Genomic DNA, 18215 nt, shown 5'->3' on the forward strand with positions numbered 1-18215 from the left:
ATCCCCACCACGTCGAGCACTCACCTCGATTCCCCGAAGAAGTGGAGCGCCCAGCGTGCCCAGTGCGGCCCAGCCAGCGAAGATCATCCTCGACTGCGACCCCGGCCACGACGACGCCGTCGCCATCCTGCTGGCCCACGGCAACCCGGACATCGAGCTCCTGGCCGTCACCACCGTCGTCGGCAACCAGACCCTGCCGAAGGTCACCCGCAACGCCCTCGCCGTCGCGCGCATCGCCGGCATCACCGGGGTGCCGTTCGCCGCGGGCGCCGACCGTCCGCTCCTCCGCCAGATCGAGGTCGCGCCTGACATCCACGGCGAGAGCGGGCTCGACGGCCCGATGCTCCCCGAGCCGTCGTTCGACCTCGACGAGCGCCACGCCGTCGACCTGATCATCGACACCGTGATGGCGCACGAGCCCGGCACGGTCACGCTGGTGCCGACCGGCGGCCTGACGAACATCGCCCTCGCCGCCCGCAAGGAACCCCGCATCGTCGAGCGCGTCAAGCAGGTCGTGCTCATGGGCGGCGGCGTGCACGTCGGGAACTGGAGCCCGGTGGCCGAGTTCAACATCGTCATCGACCCCGAGGCCGCCTCGATCGTCTTCGACGCCGGCTGGGACGTCGTCATGGTCGGCCTCGACCTGACCCACCAGGCCCTCGCCACCCCGGAGGTCGCCGCGCGCATCGCCGCCGTCGGCACCGCCCCCGCCGCGTTCGTCGGCGAGCTGCTCGACTTCTTCGGTCAGACCTACAAGGACGCGCAGGGCTTCGACGCCCCGCCGGTCCACGACCCCTGCGCCGTCGCGTACGTCATCGACCCGACCATCGTCCGCGCCGTGAAGGTCCCGATCCACATCGAGACCCAGGGCACCCTGACGCTCGGCATGACCGTCGCCGACTTCCGTGCGCCCGCGCCGGAGGACTGCCGCACGAGCGCCGCGATGGAGCTCGACCACGGCCGCTTCTGGGACCTGGTCGTCGACGCCCTCGAACGCATCGGCGAGACCCCCGACACCGGTTGGACCCCTCGCGACGCAGCCGACGCCGTCGAAGCCGGTGCGACCGCCGTGCCGAACCCCGCCTCCACCACCGCCACGACCACGGAGATCTGAGAACCATGACCACCACATCGACGAAGAAGTCGATCGGCGCCCTGACCGCAGCGCTCCTCGCCGCGTGCATCGCGTTCCAGCTCAACGCGAGCATGCTCAGCCCCGCGCTGGTCACCATGGCGCGCGAGCTCAAGACCGACGACGCCACCATCGGGCTGTCGCAGACCCTGTACTTCACGCTCGCGGCGCTGTTCTCGCTGTTCCTGCCGCGCCTGTCCGACATCGTCGGCCGCAAGCGCGTCCTGATCGGCATGCTCGCCGTGATGCTCGTCGGCAGCATCGTCGCCGCGCTCGCGGTGAACGTGCCGATGCTGTTCGCCGGCCGGATCATCCAGGGCGTCACCGGCCCGGTCGTCCCGATCTGCCTGCTCGTCCTGCGCAACGAGATCGCCGACCCGAAGCGCTACGGCGCCGCGCTCGGCCTGCTCACCGCCGTGAACGGCGGCATCGCCGGTGTCGACGCGCTCGCCGGCGGCTGGATCGCCACGAACTTCGGGTTCCGAGGGATCTTCTGGGTCATCGCCGTCGTCACCGTCATCGCGCTGGCACTCGTCGCCGTGTGGGGTGTCGAGTCGAAGCCGTCCGCCGGCACCCGGATGGACTGGATCGGTGTCGTCCCCCTGGTGGTGAGCGTCGGCGCGCTGCTCACCGCGTTCAACGAGGCCGGCAAGCTCGGTGCCGCGAACCCGGCACTGGTGATCGGTGGCGTCGTCGTCGCACTCGCCGCCTTCGCGGTCTTCTGGGCGGTCGAGTCCCGGGTGCGGGAGCCGCTCGTCGAGACCCGCTTCCTGAAGCGTCGTGCAACGTGGGCGCTGCTGGCGACGACGTTCCTGACCATGACCGGCGTCTTCGCGGTCGTCAACGGTCTCGTCACGTCGCTCGCGCAGAACGGCGACGCCGGCTTCGGCATGGAGGCCGACCTCGCCTCGCTCGTGTTCCTCACCCCGTACGCGCTGGTCGGCTGGATCGTCGGTCCGTTCGCGGGACGCCTCGCACCGACCATCGGCTACCGGGCCGTGCTGCGCGTCGGTCTGGTCGGCAGCATCGTCTCGACGGTCCTGATGGCGCTCGTGGGCGTGCACTCGCTGCCGGTCCTGGTGACCGCGACCGTCCTGATCGGCATCACGTACGCCGGCATCGCGAACATCATCCTCAACGGCCTCGGCATCGTGCTCTCGCCGGAGTCGAACCCCGGCTTCCTGCCCGGCCTGAACGCCGGTGCGTTCAACCTCGGCGCCGGGGTCAGCTTCGCCGTCCTGCCGGCGCTGCAGATCGCGCTCGGGGTCGGCGGGTCCGCGGGCACCGCCGGGTACTCCGGTGGCATGCTGCTCGGTGCCGTGATCACGACCGCCGCGCTCGCGATCTCGTTCCTCATTCCCCGCCCGGAGAGCGCCGAGACCACGTCCGTCGCACCGCAGAAGGAGACCGTCCGGTGACCCAGACCATCGTGATCGTCGGATCGCTCAACGCGGACCTGGTGGTCCGGACCGAGCGGTTCCCGAAGCCCGGTGAGACCCTGCACGGGTCCGACCTGGCGATCCTGCCCGGTGGCAAGTCCGCCAACCAGGCGGTGGCTGCCGGGAGGCTCGGGGGCACGGTCCGCATGATCGGTGCGGTCGGTGACGACGGGAACGGTGCACTGCTCCGCGACTCCGTCGCGGCTGCGGGTGCGGACACCACGCACGTCGCCGTCCGGGAGGGCGTGGCCACCGGCACCGCCGTCATCACGGTCGACGGCGCCGGCGAGAACACCATCGTGATCTCCGCCGGCGCGAACGGCACGCTGTCGCCGGACGACGTGCCCACCGACGCCTTCGACGACGCCGGCGTGCTCGGCCTCTGCCTCGAGGTGTCGATCGACGTCGTCCTCGCGGCAGCCCGGGCAGCGCACGCCGCCGGCGTCACGGTGCTCACGAACCTGTCGCCCTTCGGCGCCGTCCCCGCCGAACTGCTCGAGCTGACCGACGTCCTGCTCGTCAACGAGCACGAGGCCGCCGAACTCGGCCAGCACGGCGTCGCGCGCTCCATCGTCACCCGCGGCGGCTCGGGGTGCGTCGTGCACGACGGCGACGACGAACCGGTCTCGATCGACGCCGTCCGGGTCGACCCGGTGGACACCACGGGCTGCGGTGACGCCTTCATGGGGTCGGTGGCCCTGCGGCTCGCGGCGGGGGACTCCCTCGTCGACGCCGCACGGTTCGCGGTGGGGGTCGGGGCGTACGCCGCGACCAAGGCGGGCGCGCAGGCCTCGTACCCGACCACGGCGGAACTCGACGCGTTCCTGCGGGCGGAGGACGGGCCTCCCGGCCGTTGATCGCCGGCCCGGCCGCTAGCGTTGTGCCATGCGCGTGGGAGTTCTCGACATCGGGTCCAACACCGGCCACCTGCTCGTCGTGGACGCCCACGGTGGCGCCGCGCCGCTGCCGGCGTCCTCGTTCAAGCAACCGCTGCGGCTGGCCGAGCACCTGGACGAGGCCGGCGCGGTGACGCCGCAGGGCGTCGACGCCCTGACGCGGTTCGTGGCGGACGCCGTCCGGGTCGCCGAGGAACGCGGCTGCGAGGACATGCTCGCCTTCGCGACCTCGGCCGTCCGCGACGCGGTGAACTCCGACGCGGTCCTCGCCCACGTCGAGTCCTCGACCGGTGTGGAGCTCGCCGTCCTGTCCGGTGGGGACGAAGCGCGGCTGACGTTCCTCGCCGTCCGGCGGTGGTTCGGATGGTCCGCCGGACGGCTCGCGGTGTTCGACATCGGCGGCGGCTCGCTCGAGATCGCCGGGGGAGCCGACGAAGCGCCGGACGTCGCGTGGTCGATGCCGATCGGTGCGGCCCGGCTCGCCCGCTCGTACTTCGCGGCGGGCACCCCGACCGAGGACGACGTCCGTCGCATCCGGCATGAGATCCGGGTCGAGATCGCCCGCGACGCAGGCAAGCTGCTCCGCGCCGGGCGTCCGGACCGTGCCGTGGCGACCTCGAAGACCTTCCGGTCGATCGCCCGGATCTGCGGAGCGGCGCCGTCGGCCGCCGGTCCGCTCGTGCCGCGGGTGCTCGACGGAGACGTGCTCCGGTCGAAGCTGCCGGCGCTGCTGACCATGTCGGTCGCCGAGTTGGCGGAGCTCCCAGGGGTGTCGGCGAGCCGGGCGCACCAGGTGGTGCCGGGAGCGCTCGTCGCCGAGGCTTGCCTCGACATCTTCGACCTGTCGGCACTGGAGATCTGCCCGTGGGCGCTCCGCGAGGGCGTGATCCTCGAGCGGCTCGACCAGCTGTCGGTGTTGGGCAACTCCCAGTAGTGACCGTTATGGTCAGGGCATGACCAATTCGGACACTCCTCGCGCGCTCGTCCCCGGTGCCCTCTGGACGGTCGCGGGCGTCGGCTGGCTCGTCGGCGAAGCCGTCTCCGCATCGGCGTTCCCCGGCTACAGCTACGCGACGAACTACATCTCCGACCTCGGTGTCCCCGACGTCGGCGCGTTCCAGGGCCGGACGATCGACTCGCCGCTGCACGTGCTCATGAACACGACGTTCATCGGGCAGGGCATCCTGTTCGGCGTCGCCGCGGTGCTCGCCGTCGTGGTGTTCCGTGCCGCGTCACGCCGAGCGCGCGTGACGACAGCGGTCCTCGCCGTCGTCCACCTGATCGGGATGGTCCTGGTCGGGTCGTTCCACGGCAGCCAGACGAGCACCGACGGCGGCACGATCGTGTTCCACGTCCTCGGTGCCGCGGCAGCGATCACGACGGGCAACCTCGTCGCGATCACCGTCGGCATCGGGTCGCGTGCACTGCGGGCTCCGGCGGCCTACCGGATCGCGAGCGTCGCGCTCGGGATCGTCGGCCTCGTCTCCCTGGTGATGCTGGTGGTGGACTCGTCCTCGACGGTGGTCGACGTGTTCCCCGACGGCGTGTGGGAACGTGCTGCCGTGTACACGATCGTCGCGTGGGAGCTCGTCACCGGGATCACCCTGCTGGTCGCGGGGACCCGACGCCGGCGGGCGGCACGCGCCTCGGCGGTGCGCGCGTGATCCGCCCCGCGCGCCGTGCTCGGCCCTCCGCCGAGGAGATCACCGCCGACGTCCTCGACATCACCGCCGGACTCATCGCCCGCCGCGGCGTCAAGGACACCGCCGTGCAGGCCGTCGCCGACCAGGCCGGCTACTCGAAGGCGGGCATCCTCGCCCGGTTCACGAGCAAGGAGCAGCTCGTCGAGGCCGCGCTTGCGCAGTGCACCGCGCAGACCGACACGGTGCGCGAGGCGGTCCGGCAGATGCCGCTCGGTCCGGACCGCGACGCCGCGGCGCTGGCCGGGATCACCGACCTCGCACTGGCCCGGCCGGGGTGGGCGGAGCTCGCCCTCGCCGCGTTCACGCTGCGACGCGGTGACGACGTCGGTGAGCGGCTGGTCCCGGTGGCCGCGATCCTGCTCGAACTCTTCGGCCTGGACCTCGGCGACCGCGCGGCCGCGTCGCTCGACCGACGAGCCCGGGTGTCCGGTGCCTTCGGCGCGATCATGATGCTCGCGCTGACCTACGAGGACGACGCCTCGGCGACCGAGGCCCGGCCGTACGTGCTGCGGGTGGCGTGGGATGCGCTCGGGTACGGCGGCGACGTGCCCGGGATGGTCGGCTAGGTCCGTGTCGCCCGCTCGGACCGCGGCGGCGCGAGCAGCCACGGACGGATCAGCTTCGTCACGAACGGCAGCACCCAGAAGGTCATGATCGGCGTGAGCACGAGTGTCGTGATGAGCACCCGCGGCAGCGCTGCGAGTCCCGCGAACGACGGCACGAGCAGCCCGACCAGGATCGTGAAGACGAGGTTCACCGGGAAGAAGCCGAGCCAGATGCTCACCGCCTGCTTCCACCGCGGCGGAGCGCTCGAGGCCGGGGCATCCTGCGGGACGTCGAACCAGCCCTCGATGCCGGTGCGCTTCTCGACGCGGGACTCCACGACCAGGTCGCGCCCGAGGTCGAGCCAGCGGAGCCGGTCGTCGGAGTTCTCCCACGTGGCCAGGGAGTCGTGGTCGGCGAAGCGGTAGAGCATGTGCCACTCGCGGGACTGCGCCCTCGACCGGACCCACCCGGAGCCGAGGAAGCCCGGGTACCGGTTGGCGAGGTTCACCCCGGACTGCACCCAGTGGGTGACCTCGGGGATGCGGTCGGGTTCGACCAGGCGGGTGATGGACACGGTGACGGGCGGGCCGGCGGTCTCGGGTGACGACGGGGCCCCCGTCGCCGGTTCCTGACCGACGCGCCAGCGGCGGGCGGGTCGTGCCGATGGGGACAGGCTCCCTGGCTCTTGTGGAGTCATGCGTCCAGTCTCGCGGACGCGTGTTACCGGCTCGTGTCGCGTGCTGCTAGCTCGCCTGCTTCTTCTCGGCGGGCGCCTTCTTGGCCGCGGGCTTCTTCGCGGGTGCTTTCTTTGCCGGCGCCTTCTTCTCGGTGGCCTTCGCGGGCGCGGTCTTCTTCGCCGGCGCCTTCGCAGCCGGTGCCTTCTTCGTCGAGCCGGACGTGCTGGAGTCGGAACCCGACGACGAACGCGAGCTCGACGCCGAACGCGACCCCGAGCCTCCTGTCCGCTTCTTGTCCACGGACGCACGCAGGGCGGCCATCAGGTCGAGGACGTCACCGCCCTCGCCCTCGTCGTCCTCGTCCTCCTTCGCGCCGAACGTCTTCTCGGTGTCGATGTCGTCACCGGCGTCGAGCTTGGCGTCGATGAGCTGCTGCAGTTCCTCTTGGTAGGAGTCGGTGTACCGGTCCGGGTCGAAGTCCGTCGACATGCTCTCGACCAGCGACGACGACATCTTCAGCTCGTTCGCGCTGACCTTCACCGACGAGTCCAGTGCCGTGAAGTCGGCGGCACGGACCTCGTCACCCCACAGCAGTCCCTGCAGCAGGATGACGTCGTCGTGCACACGGAGTACACCGAGCCGGGTCTTCTGACGGAGCGTGAACTGCACGATCGCGAGCCGGTCGGTCTTCGCCAGGGTCTCGCGCAGCAGCACGTAGGCCTTCGGCGAGCGCGAGTCGGGCTCCAGGTAGTACGTCTTCTCGAACATCATCGGGTCGACCTGGTCGACGGGCACGAACTCGAGCACCTCGACCTCGTGCGACTGCTCCTCGGGGAGCTGCTTGAAGTCGTCCGCGGTGAGCACCACGGTCTTGTCGCCGTCGTCGTAGGCGCGCTGGATGTCGGCGTACTCGACCTCGTGCCCGAACTCGCAGACGCGCTTGTAGCGGATGCGGCCCTTGTCCTCGTCGTGGACCTGGTGCAGGGACACGTCGTGCGTCTCGGTGGCCGCGTAGACCTTGATGGGCACGTTGACGAGCCCGAACGCGATGGAGCCCTTCCAGATCGACCTCATGCGCACATGATGCCCGTGTCCGCACGGGAGCGCCCGCAGCCGACGGGTTCTCCACAGATCCCGGTTCGCTGGACCGTCGACCGGCCAACGCGAGCACGATGGGCGCATGAGCCAGCTCGACAAGCAGGACCCGCGTGAGCAGTTCCCGCGCCCGCCCTTCCCCGCGCAGACGCAGCAGGGGTCCGGGCTGGCGAGTGCCATGGACCCGCCGCCCGACCACGGCGAGGTCTCGTACCTCGGCACGGGGCGGATGCGCGGGTACCGCGTGCTCGTCACGGGCGCCGACTCCGGCATCGGTCGCGCGGCGGCGATCGCGATGGCGAAGGAAGGGGCCGACGTCGCACTGAACGCCCTGCCCGAGGAGATCGACGACCTGACCGAGGTCCGTGACGTCATCGCCGACCTCGGCCGCAACGCCGTGATGCTGCCCGGCGACCTGACGGACGAGGGCTTCTGCGACGAACTCGTCCGGACCGCGGTGCGCGACCTCGGCGGGCTGGACGCCCTGGTGCTGGTCGCCGGCCACCAGCTGGTGCACGAGGACGTCACCGAGCAGTCGACGGAGGACTTCGACCGCACCATGAAGGTCAACCTGTACTCGCTGTTCTGGTTGGTGCGCGCCGCGGTCCCGCACATGGCACCGGGCAGTTCGATCGTGACGACGAGCTCGGTGTCCGCCTACCAGCCGCAGGACCGCATGATCGACTACGCGGCGACGAAGGCCGCGATCATCACGTACACGAACGGCCTCGCGCGGCAGCTCGCGGCCAAGGGCATCCGGGCGAACACCGTGGTGCCGGGCCCGGTGTGGACGCCACTGCAGCCGATCAGCTACCCCGGCGACGAGATCGCGCGCTACGGCCAGGACACCCCGTTCGGGCGGCCGGCGCAGCCCGTCGAGCTCGGCAGCGCCTACGTGTACCTGGCGGGTCCGGAGTCGTCGTACACCTCGGGCACGACCCTGACGGTGGCGGGAGCGACCGGGGTGGCGCTGTGAGTCCGGCGTCCCGCAAGACCGTCGTCCTGGTCGGCGACCGGCGACTGGCGCTCACGAACACCGACAAGGTCCTCTACCCCGAGACCGGCACGACCAAGGGGCGGGTGATCGAGTACTACGAGCGCGTGGCGCCGTGGATGATCCCGCACGTCAAGGACCGCCCGGTCACCCGGAAGCGGTGGGCGAACGGCGTCGACGGCAAGGTCTTCTTCGAGAAGAACCTGCCGGACTCCGCCCCGGACTGGGTCCGTCACCACACCATCCACCACTCCGAGCACGACAACGAGTACCCGATCGTGGACGACCTGCCGACCCTCGTGTGGATGGCGCAGCAGGCCGCACTCGAGCTGCACGTGCCGCAGTGGCGGTTCGGTCCCCGCGGCGGGCAGCAGAACCCGGACCGTCTCGTGCTCGACCTGGACCCCGGCGAGGGAGTCGGCCTGCCCGAGTGCGTCGAGGTGGCCGTCGCGGCGCGCGAGATCCTGCACGGCATGGGCCTCGACCCGTACCCGGTGACCTCCGGTTCGAAGGGCATCCACCTGTACGCCGCCCTCGACGGTCGGTCGACCACGGCGAACGTCTCCGACGTCGCACACGAGCTGGCGAAGGCCCTCGAGCACGACCTGCCCGACCTGGTGCTGTCGTCGATGAGCCGGGCCGAGCGGACGGGCAAGGTCTTCGTCGACTGGTCGCAGAACAACGGCAACAAGACGACGATCGCGCCCTACTCGTTGCGCGGGCGCGAGCGCCCGACGGTCGCCGCTCCCCGCACCTGGAAGGAGCTCGAGGAGCGCGGCCTCGCCCAGCTGACGCTGGACGAGGTGTTGGAGCGCCTGGAGGCCCGTGGGGACCACCTGCACCCGGTCGCGTCCGCCTCGTTGGCCGTCGGACGCGACGACCACGGGCACTGGGACGGCGACCGGACCGAACGTGCGAACGAGGCCGAGCAGCCGGCCCGCGACCGGCTCGCCGCGTACCGCGCGAAGCGTGATGCCTCGAAGACGCCGGAGCCGGTGCCCGAGGGGGCGCCCACGGTCCGGAAGGACGGCACCCCGACCTTCGTGATCCAGGAACACCACGCCACCCGCGACCACTACGACTTCCGGCTCGAGCACGACGGCGTGCTCGTGAGCTGGGCCCTGCCGAAGGGCGAACCGACCGACCCGGGCAAGAACCACCTGGCGGTGCAGACCGAGGACCACCCGCTCGAGTACGGCGCGTTCGAGGGCACGATCCCGAAGGACGAGTACGGCGGCGGCACGGTGACGCTCTGGGACGACGGCACGTACGAGCTGGAGAAGTGGCGCGAGGGCGAAGAGGTCATCGTCACCCTGCACGGCCGGACCGGCGGCGCTCGCCGACTGGCGCTCCTGCACACCCGCGGGCGGGGTGGTGCCGGGGACGAGAAGAACTGGCTCATCCACCGCACGAAGGAGCAACCCGACCGTCTGGCGGACGGCGGTGGCGCGGCAGACGCGGGGCGAGCCTCCCGGTCGACCGCCGCACACCGCGACGGGCAGCGGCGCATCACCGGAGCCAGTCGTGCGGACACCGCGCCGGCGGACCGACGGACCATGCAGGCCACACTGGCGAAGGACGCGCCCCGGCTGGACCCAGCCGACTGGGCGTTCGAGATGAAGTGGGACGGCGTCCGTGCACTCGCCACCGTCCGGGACGGCTCGGTCACGCTTCGCAGCCGGAACGACAACGACCTGACGGAGCAGTACCCGGAGCTCCAGGAACTCGGCGACCGTGCCGGGGTCGACGGGGTCTTCGACGGCGAGATCGTCGCGTTCGACGACCGGGGCCGCCCGAGCTTCCAGCTCCTGCAGAACCGGATGGGCCTGACGAAGGCGCGCGAGGTGCGGGCAGCGCAGCAGGCGACCCCCGTGCGGTTCCTGCTCTTCGACGTGCTCGAGGCCGACGGACACGAACTCACCCGCCTGGCGTACGACGCTCGTCGGCAGGCACTCGAGACCGTCGTGGAGCCCGGCGGGGTGATCGACGTGCCGCCGGCCTCGCAGGGCGACCTGGACGGCGTGATGGCGTCGTCGCGGGAGCAGGGCCTCGAGGGCGTCGTCGCGAAGAAGCGCAGCTCGAAGTACGCCGAGGGCAGGCGGTCCGAGGCGTGGCTGAAGTTGAAGCACCACGCCACGCAGGAAGTGGTGGTCGGTGGGTGGAAGCCGGGCAGCGGTCGTCGTGCGGGCGGGGTCGGCTCGCTGCTGCTGGGCGTACCCGGGCCGGACGGTCTCGAGTACATCGGCAAGGTCGGCACGGGGTTCCGCGATCGCGACCTCGACGAGATCGCCGCAGCGTTGCGCCCGCTCGATCGGAAGACCTCGCCGTTCGTCGACGTCCCACGGGTCGACGCACGGGACGCGCAGTGGGTCACCCCGAAGCGGGTGGGCGAGGTCGAGTTCGCCGAGTGGACCGGCGACGGGCGCCTGCGGCAGCCGTCCTGGCGGGGCTGGCGGCCGGACAAGGACCCCGAGGACGTGGTGCGCGAGCGCTGAACCGTCCGCGAGGAGCGACCGCCGCGTGCCAGCTGGTGCACGCGCTGGCTGGCGCCCGCGCTGATGCGTGCGCATGGGGTCCGCCCGTGGCGAAATTCCGTCCCCCGTCCGTCGCCCCGGCGGGGGACGTTTCGACCCGGTCGACCGCTGATCCGCCGCCGACTGTTACGTTCGCCGGGACGAAAGGGCCTGGGGATGAGCTCGAGCAAGTACCTGCCGCCGTTCACGGCCGAGGAACGCGTCGCGATCAACGGGGATCGTGCCGCACGGAGCCCGGTCGATCCGGGGACCGTGGTGACCGACACCGAAGTGACCTACGCGGACTTCCTCGCCGACGAGACCGACGAGTAGACGAGTAGGCGCGTCGGCGAGTGGACACCGGGGCGGGGGAAGGCGACCCGTGCACCGGATCAGGGAGCGCACGGGCCGCCGTCGAGGCACCGTGACCGACCCTTCAGGGATGGCCGGCCACGGCGCGCTGGCACCAGACGCGCGGAGGCGCACCTGGTAGGCACGTACTAAGGACGTGACGAACGCCCGATTCGTCACACGAGAACCCGAGATCGCGCAGAGGAGCTGCTCCTGTCCAGCGACGAAGCCCTCGCGGCGTTGTCCGACACGTCGCTCGTCGAGCGCAGCGCCGACGGCGACACGGCAGCGTTCGGAGTGTTGATCCGCCGGTACGGACCCCACATGCGGGCCTACGCGGCGCGGATCCTCGGGTACGGCGACGGGGAGGCCGACGACGCCGTCCAGGAAGCCGCTCTGCAGGCCTGGCAGCGCATCGACAGGGTCGAGGACCCGGAGCGGGTGCGCAACTGGCTGTTCCGCATCGCAGCGAACAAGGCGCTCGACCGGCTCCGCCGTCGGCACCCGCACGCGGACCTCGAAGCGATGGTCGACGCGCCGGACGAACGGCCCGTCGACGAGGTGGTCGCCGCCCGGATGCAGGTGCGGGAACTCGCGCGTATCGTGCAGGCACTCCCGGATGCACAGCGCGCCGTCTGGGTGATGCGCGAGGTGGGTGGGGCGCCCTACGCCGAGATCGCCGAGGCGACCGGGCTGTCCGCGCCGACCGTCCGCGGGTTGCTCGCCCGTGCGCGGCGACGCGTGATCGAACAGATGGAGGGGTGGCGATGAGCGACGACGTCGACGACCGTCACGGTGCCTTCACGCTGGACGAACTCTCCGACTACCTCGACGCCGACCGGACCCCGGTCCGGGCCGACATCGAGGGTGATCCAGACGCCGTCGCCGCCCTCGAGCGGCTGCAGGTGCTGCGACGGGCATCACGGGACCTGCTCGACACCGAGGCGTCGGCCGACGGCGACGAGCGCTGGATCAGCTCGGTGCTCGCGTCCATCCGGACGACCGCCCACGCCGGACGGGACATCCCGGTCCCCGACGACGATCCCGCCGCGCACCTGGTCGTCACCGAGGGTGCACTGCGCGGGCTCGTCCGCACCCTCGGCGACGACGTCCCCGGCGTCGTCGTCCGTCGGACCCGCTTCAGCGGCGACGTCGGGGTCCCCGGCGGTGCCGTGGACGTCGACATCACCGTCGTGGCCACGCTCGAGGCATCCGTGTCGGACCGTGCCGAGGCGCTCCGCGCGCACGTCACCGCGGTGCTCGGTGGGCACGCACCGTTCAGGATCCGCAGCGTGGTCGTCCGCGTCGCCGACGTCGTGGTCGGAGGGACACCGTGACCGCCGACGTCCGCGCCGTCTCCCGTGAACTCACCGCGGTCGTCCTCGCGGTGCCAGGAGTCCGATCGGTGCTGCCGCCCGGACCCGGACTCGCCACGCTCGTCCGCGACGTCCGCTCCGTGCTCGAGATCCCGCGGGACGGAGGGGCCGTGCTCGTCCAGGACCGGCCGGACGGAGCACGTGTCCGTGTGGTCGTCACGACCGACCGGGCCGTGCCGACGATCGCGGTCCTCCGGTCGGTGCGGGACGCCGTCGTGGCGGCCGCGCACCACTCCCTCGGTGCAGCGCCCTCCGACGTCACGGTCCGCGTCGTCGAGATCGACTGAACGTCAGGGAGCCGGTGCCGGTCCGTCCGTCGGCTCGGCATCGTCCGCGACGGGCAGGTCCTCGTCGACGAGCTCGTCCTCGCCGGGTTCGGACACCTCGGCCGCAGCGGCCTTGGCCTCGTCGATGGACTCCTGCGAGCGGCGGAGGAGATCGTCGTCGTGTGCTGTCTGGTCGCTCATGCTCCAGCAGGCTACGCGGGCGTGCCTGTGTCGGCGTCACGGCGTCCGGCCGGGCGGCGCGATCCCGGCTGGGTCACGCCGCGCGTGCCGGGGTGCGGCGGCTCGAAGTCGACCGCCGAGGTCGGCGCCGGCGACGAGGGCATCGCGGGCGCGGCCGGTGCGCCGTACGCGTCGGCCGCGTCGAGCACGGCGCGGGTCGCCGCCGCGGCCGTCCGGAGTGCGTCCCCGATGGGCATCGCCCGGTGGCCGGGCGTCCGGACCTCGACGCCCCACGGCTCGTCGAAGCCGAGCTCCCGCACCGTCCGCACGAGCCCCGGCAGGTCCCACGCGCCCGCTCCGGGCAGGTACCGCGCCTCGCGGGCCTCCTCGGACAGGGTCATTCCGGACGGGGTGTGCAGGAGCCCGTCGCTCAGTTCGACCGCCGCGAGCGTCGTGGGCGCGACACCCTGCCGGATCGACGCCAACGTGGATCCACCGCGCAGGGCGTGCATCGCGTCGAGCAGCAGCCCGCCGTTCGGGTGGCCGGCCGCTGTGACGAAGCGTGCAGCCCGTTCGATCGTCGGCAGGTTCGACCACGGCTCGGGTTCGAGGACGAGTTGCGCACCGACGGTGGCGGCCTGGTCGGCGAGCACCGTCCAGTCGTCGGCCATCGTGATGGGTGAGGCTCCGGGCAACGACGTGTCGGCCCGAGCGATCACCTGCCAGGCACGGAGCGCCGCCGCCGCCTCGAGGACCACCCCGCGGTCGGCGTCGTCGTCGTCCGTCCGGCTCGTGCACGTCCACCAGCGGTCGAGCGGCCCCAGCTGGACCCAGACGATGCCCGCGCCGTCGAGCACGCGGCGGAGTTCGGCGAAGCCCGTCGTCGCGCGCACCTCGTGCAGGTCGTCGAGGGACAACGAGAGTCCCGCGAACCCTGCGGCACCGACCGCGTGGACGCGCTCACGGATGGTCTCGTCGCCCGCCCACGTCCACGACGTCGCCAGCAGATCGTGTTCCATCACGGCCGTACCTCCGTCATCCCGGAGCAGCTGCAGACGCCCGTCACGATGGTCCTGCCCCGTGTGTACGACGCCGCGATCCCCACCTGGCGTCGCACCAGGGATACCCGTCGCGCCTGCGAGCCCTCCCAGCGGCCCGTCACACCACGGAAACGCCGGTCAGACGATGCGGGTGCGGACCGTGCCGACGCCGGCGATGGTGCCGACGACCCGCTGCCCGTGCTCCAGGACACCGACCCCCTCGGGCGTCCCCGTCATGAGCAGGTCTCCGGGAGCGAGCGCCACGGACCGGGACAGCGCCGCGATGGTCTCCGCGACGGACCAGATCTGGTCGGCCAGGTCACCGACCTGTCGTCGTTCGCCGTCGACGACGAGCTCGATGCTGCCCGCGCTGGGGTCGATGCCCTGCGCCGGGACGATCGCGCCGATCGGTGCCGAGGCGTCGAACCCCTTCGCCGTGTCCCACGGACGACCGAGGCGTTTGGCCTCGGCCTGGAGGTCGCGTCGGGTGAGGTCGATGCCGACCGCGTACCCCCAGACGTGAGCGAGGGCATCCGCAGCGGCGATGTCCGCGCCACCGGTACCGATCGCGACGACCAGTTCGACCTCGTGCTCGAGCTGCGCCGTCTGCGGCGGGTACGGGGTGTCCGCGTCGTCGACGACGACGGCGTCCGCCGGTTTGGTGAAGAAGAACGGCGGCTCGCGGTCCGGGTCGTGTCCCATCTCGCGTGCGTGCGCCGCGTAGTTCCGGCCGACGCAGAAGACGCGTCGGACGGGGAAGCGTGCGCCCGTGGTCGTGGGGACGGTCGGGAGGCTCGGGGCCGGGATGACGAGGTCGGTCACGGTCCCAGCGTGGCAGGCTCGCAGGGCATCGGTTCAGCTCTCACCGAAGGACGCCTCGTACTTGAGCTTCCGCGCGCGGGCGCGCTCCTGTCGTTCTCGCCATTCGATCCGCAGTTGCGCGAGTTCCTCTTCAGCGCCTTCCGCGCGCATGAGCGGCGCGTAGTGGGGGCTCGCAAGCAGCCGTGGCGTCGTCAGCTCTCGGTTGTCGAGCAAGCGCTTGAAGGCCTCATCGGTGAGCGTCGACATCATCGTCCGTCCCTTCGTTCCTCGCTGCCTCGCATCGTCCGAGGTCGCGCGGTCAGCGACCCACGACCAACGCTGCCACCAGAGATCCCGGTGCCCCAAGAACTCGGTATTTCGCCGCCCAGCGCGCCCGTCGACGACCGACACGACCAACGCGCCGACGGCCACGAGAGCCCCGACCACCGACACGACCGCACTCGTCAACGCGACATCCATGTGGACCACCCTGACGCCAGAGGACCGGCCACGCGGCGGGCGTGACCGGTCCTGTGGACGGTGATCCGGGCCTCCCGGCCTGTGCAGGAACGATCAGGCGGACGGGCCCTGCGGCCACCCCGAGAACTCCCACCCGTCGACGGACTCGTGGTCCTCGCCCTTGTCGTACGCGTAGGAGCGCGCTGCGTCCCGCGCTGCGGACAGCGTCGCGAGCAGATCGGCGTGCGCGTCGGCGTCCACCCGGGTCAGGGCGTCGTGCGCCAGCGCGAAGCGGTCCATCTCGTTCCGCATGAGCATGTCGAACGGCGACGTCGTCGTGCCCCGCTCCAGGAACCCGTGCACGTGCAGATCGTCGTGGCCGTTGCGGCGGTAGGTCAGCTGGTGCACGAGCGACGGGTACCCGTGGAACGCGAACACCGTCGGGGTCCCGGGCAGGAAGAGCTCGTCGTACCGCTCGTCGGGGATCGGGTGCTCGTGCTTCCGCGGGTCGCCGAGCGCGAGCAGGTCGACGACGTTGACGACCCGGACGCCGACCTCGGGCGCGTGCTTCCGGATGATGTCCGCGGCGGCGACGGCCTCGACGGTGGGGACGTCGCCGGCGCAGGCGAGGACCACGTCGACGCGGCCGACTTCCTGCTCGGTGCCGGCCCAGTCCCAGACCCCGAGGCCCGCGTCCACGTGGGCGACGGCGTCCTCGAGCGACAGGAAGACGGGCTCGGGGTGCTTCCCGGCGACGATCACCTCGATGCGGTCGGTCGTCTCGAAGGCGTGCGCCGCGACGGCGAGCAGGGTGTTGGCGTCGGCTGGCAGCTTGATCCGGACCAGGTCCTGCTGCTTCGACGCGACGACGTCGAGGAACCCGGGGTCCTGGTGGGAGAACCCGTTGTGGTCCTGCCGCCAGACGTGCGACGACAGCAGGATCGACAGGTTCGACACGGGTGCACGCCAGTCGATGTCGGTCGCGGACTCGAGCCACTTGGCGTACTGCCCGACCATCGAGTCGATGATGTGGGCGAACGCCTCGTAGGTGTTCAGGAGCCCGTGCCGGCCGGAGAGGACGTAGCCCTCGAGCATGCCTTCCAACAGGTGCTCGGACAGGACCTCGGTCACGCGTCCGCGAGCCCCGAGGTGTTCGTCGCCGACCGCGCGCTGCGCCCGCCACACCCGCGAGGTGACGTCGAAGACCGCGTCGAGCTTGTTCGAGATCGTCTCGTCGGGGCCGAAGAGCCGGAACGTCGACGCGTTCTGCGTGATCAGCGCTGCGAGCCACGGTCCGAGCGTGCCGGTGGCCGAGGCGGTCGAACCGGCCGGTACCCCGTACCCGTCGAGCGCGGGACGGTCGAGGGCCGTCCGGATGCGCCCGCCGTTGGCGTGGGGCGTCGCGCTCATCCGCTCGTCGCCGGTGGGACGGATCGTCGTCATGATCCCGAGGGGGTTCCCGTCCTCGTCGAAGAGCTCCTCGGGCCGGTAGGACCGCATCCACTCCTCGAGCTGGGCCCGGTGGCCGTCGTCCTCGCGGACGTTCGACAGCGGCACCTGGTGTGCGCGGAACGTCCCCTCCACCTGCTGACCGTCGACCTCCTTCGGCCCGGTCCACCCCTTCGGGGTGCGGAGGATGATCATCGGCCAGCGCGGGCGCAGGTCGGCGGCACCCGCGGGCTGTCCCGCCGCCGCGCGTGCTGCCTGGGCTCGAGCTGCTGCCTGGATGTCGTCGATGGCGGCGAGTGCCCGGTGGAGCGCACCGTCGAACAGGGCGTGCACGGCGTAGGGGTCGTCGTCGACCCGCCGCGAGTCGACCACGATCGGGTCGTAGCCGAGGCCGCGGAAGTACGCGGTCAGGTCCTCGCCGGGGATGCGGGCGAGGACGGTCGGGTTCGCGATCTTCCACCCGTTGAGGTTGAGGATCGGCAGCACGGCACCATCCGACACCGGGTCGAGGAAGGTGTGCGCCTGCCACGACCCCGCGAGCGGTCCGGTCTCCGCCTCACCGTCACCGACGACGCACGCGACCACCAGGTCGGGGTTGTCGAGGGCGGCCCCGTACGCGTGCGCGAGGGAGTAGCCGAGCTCGCCGCCCTCGTTGATCGACCCGGGCGTCTCCGGTGCCGCGTGCGACGGGATCCCGCCGGGGAACGAGAACTGCCGGAAGAAGCGCTGCAGGTCGTCGTCGGCGTACAGCTCGCCCCAGGTGCCGTCGAGCCACGCGTTCGCGTTCATCGCCGGCCCGCCGTGTCCCGGGCCGCAGATGTACAGGAACTCGCGCCCGGTCTCCGCGATCAGGGCGTTGCAGTGTGCGTACACGAGGTTGAGGGCGGGGGAGGTGCCCCAGTGTCCGAGGAGCCGGGGCTTGATGTCGCCGGGCTCGATCGGCCGTTCGAGCAGCGGGTTGTCCAGCAGGTAGATCTGCCCGACCGTCAGGTAGTTGGCGGCTCGCCACCAGGCGTCGACCGCCCGGAGTCGGTCGGTCGTGGAGATGTGCGCAGGGGCCATGTCCCCACGCTACGAAACCCCGGCCCCGGAAACCTCAGGAAAGACGTTCCAAACCGATCGCGAGGGTGCGCCGAATGAGTTGCACAGGGCAAAAGCCCAGGGCGCTCTCCGGTCAGACATGGCCGGCACGCAGCTTCCACACAGCAAAGGAATCGATCACCATGCGCAAGAGCCTGAAGACCTCCATCACCCTCGCCACGACCGGCGCCCTCGTCCTCGGCGGTGCCGCGTTCGGC

19 protein-coding genes are annotated in these 18215 nt (G+C 71.5%); 12 read left to right on the top strand and 7 right to left on the bottom strand.

Annotation, left to right across the window (positions count from 1 at the left end):
• Positions 1-55: 55 nt before the first annotated feature.
• The 6 genes from uriH to ACVKXF_RS17235 are packed head-to-tail and all read left to right on the top strand — an operon-like array spanning position 56 to position 5736.
• Positions 56-1114 carry a uridine-preferring nucleoside hydrolase UriH gene (uriH, locus tag ACVKXF_RS17210; RefSeq protein ID WP_456796450.1) on the top strand — a complete coding sequence of 353 codons (1059 nt, stop codon included), beginning with the start codon at positions 56-58 and terminating at the stop codon, positions 1112-1114.
• 5 nt (positions 1115-1119) lie between these two features.
• Positions 1120-2550 carry a uridine transporter UriT gene (uriT, locus tag ACVKXF_RS17215; protein ID WP_123310749.1) on the top strand — a complete coding sequence of 477 codons (1431 nt, stop codon included), beginning with the start codon at positions 1120-1122 and terminating at the stop codon, positions 2548-2550.
• Entirely contained in the window at positions 2547-3428 is an 882-nt protein-coding gene (locus tag ACVKXF_RS17220) for a ribokinase (protein WP_456796451.1), read from the top strand. Before uriT ends, ACVKXF_RS17220 begins: the two co-directional genes overlap by 4 nt.
• A 28-nt stretch (positions 3429-3456) precedes the next feature.
• Complete coding sequence (locus ACVKXF_RS17225) at positions 3457-4401, top strand: Ppx/GppA phosphatase family protein (RefSeq protein WP_340195982.1); 945 nt, start codon at positions 3457-3459, stop codon at positions 4399-4401.
• Positions 4402-4420: 19 nt separating this feature from the next.
• On the top strand, positions 4421-5131 hold the full coding sequence (locus ACVKXF_RS17230) for a DUF998 domain-containing protein (RefSeq protein WP_456796452.1): 711 nt from the start codon (positions 4421-4423) through the stop codon (positions 5129-5131).
• The gene (locus ACVKXF_RS17235; protein WP_456796453.1) at positions 5128-5736 is read left to right on the top strand and encodes a TetR/AcrR family transcriptional regulator; all 609 of its coding nucleotides are present in this window, start codon (positions 5128-5130) and stop codon (positions 5734-5736) included. Before ACVKXF_RS17230 ends, ACVKXF_RS17235 begins: the two co-directional genes overlap by 4 nt.
• On the opposite strand, the gene ACVKXF_RS17240 is transcribed toward ACVKXF_RS17235, so the two are convergent.
• Positions 5733-6413: an antibiotic biosynthesis monooxygenase gene (locus ACVKXF_RS17240; RefSeq protein ID WP_456796454.1), complete on the bottom strand. Its 681-nt coding sequence runs from the start codon at positions 6411-6413 to the stop codon at positions 5733-5735. The genes ACVKXF_RS17235 and ACVKXF_RS17240 overlap by 4 nt on opposite strands.
• Before the next feature lie 46 nt (positions 6414-6459).
• Positions 6460-7467, bottom strand: coding sequence for a non-homologous end joining protein Ku (gene ku / locus ACVKXF_RS17245; protein WP_396289964.1), 1008 nt, complete (start codon positions 7465-7467; stop codon positions 6460-6462).
• A gap of 106 nt (positions 7468-7573) precedes the next feature.
• Here ku and ACVKXF_RS17250 point away from each other — a divergent pair, with 106 nt between their 5' ends.
• The 6 genes from ACVKXF_RS17250 to ACVKXF_RS17275 all read left to right on the top strand — a co-directional run bounded on the left by ACVKXF_RS17250 (position 7574) and on the right by ACVKXF_RS17275 (position 13009).
• On the top strand, positions 7574-8464 hold the full coding sequence (locus tag ACVKXF_RS17250; protein ID WP_456796455.1) for an SDR family oxidoreductase: 891 nt from the start codon (positions 7574-7576) through the stop codon (positions 8462-8464).
• The gene (locus ACVKXF_RS17255) at positions 8461-10977 is read left to right on the top strand and encodes an ATP-dependent DNA ligase (protein WP_456796456.1); all 2517 of its coding nucleotides are present in this window, start codon (positions 8461-8463) and stop codon (positions 10975-10977) included. The genes ACVKXF_RS17250 and ACVKXF_RS17255 overlap by 4 nt, the downstream gene beginning before the upstream one ends.
• Positions 10978-11172: 195 nt before the next feature.
• A complete protein-coding gene (locus ACVKXF_RS17260; protein ID WP_185021247.1) occupies positions 11173-11328 on the top strand; it encodes a hypothetical protein in 156 nt (51 codons plus the stop codon).
• A gap of 258 nt (positions 11329-11586) precedes the next feature.
• Complete coding sequence (locus ACVKXF_RS17265) at positions 11587-12117, top strand: RNA polymerase sigma factor (RefSeq protein WP_456796457.1); 531 nt, start codon at positions 11587-11589, stop codon at positions 12115-12117.
• The gene (locus ACVKXF_RS17270) at positions 12114-12683 is read left to right on the top strand and encodes a hypothetical protein (protein ID WP_456796458.1); all 570 of its coding nucleotides are present in this window, start codon (positions 12114-12116) and stop codon (positions 12681-12683) included. The genes ACVKXF_RS17265 and ACVKXF_RS17270 overlap by 4 nt, the downstream gene beginning before the upstream one ends.
• Entirely contained in the window at positions 12680-13009 is a 330-nt protein-coding gene (locus tag ACVKXF_RS17275) for a hypothetical protein (RefSeq protein WP_123310728.1), read from the top strand. The genes ACVKXF_RS17270 and ACVKXF_RS17275 overlap by 4 nt, the downstream gene beginning before the upstream one ends.
• Positions 13010-13012: 3 nt before the next feature.
• Here ACVKXF_RS17275 and ACVKXF_RS17280 read toward each other — a convergent pair whose 3' ends face one another.
• The 5 genes from ACVKXF_RS17280 to ACVKXF_RS17300 all read right to left on the bottom strand — a co-directional run bounded on the left by ACVKXF_RS17280 (position 13013) and on the right by ACVKXF_RS17300 (position 17979).
• Positions 13013-13189, bottom strand: coding sequence for a hypothetical protein (locus ACVKXF_RS17280; RefSeq protein WP_185021246.1), 177 nt, complete (start codon positions 13187-13189; stop codon positions 13013-13015).
• A gap of 11 nt (positions 13190-13200) precedes the next feature.
• A complete protein-coding gene (locus ACVKXF_RS17285) occupies positions 13201-14187 on the bottom strand; it encodes a sugar phosphate isomerase/epimerase family protein (RefSeq protein ID WP_456796459.1) in 987 nt (328 codons plus the stop codon).
• A 159-nt stretch (positions 14188-14346) separates the two neighbouring features.
• Positions 14347-15030, bottom strand: a complete 684-nt coding sequence (locus tag ACVKXF_RS17290) for a fumarylacetoacetate hydrolase family protein (protein ID WP_456796460.1) — start codon at positions 15028-15030, stop codon at positions 14347-14349.
• A 33-nt stretch (positions 15031-15063) separates the two neighbouring features.
• The gene (locus ACVKXF_RS17295; protein WP_456796461.1) at positions 15064-15489 is read right to left on the bottom strand and encodes a hypothetical protein; all 426 of its coding nucleotides are present in this window, start codon (positions 15487-15489) and stop codon (positions 15064-15066) included.
• Positions 15490-15582: 93 nt separating this feature from the next.
• Entirely contained in the window at positions 15583-17979 is a 2397-nt protein-coding gene (locus ACVKXF_RS17300; RefSeq protein WP_456796462.1) for a phosphoketolase family protein, read from the bottom strand.
• Between the last annotated feature and the right edge of the window lie 236 nt (positions 17980-18215).

This window comes from Curtobacterium sp. PvP017 (assembly GCF_054060195.1).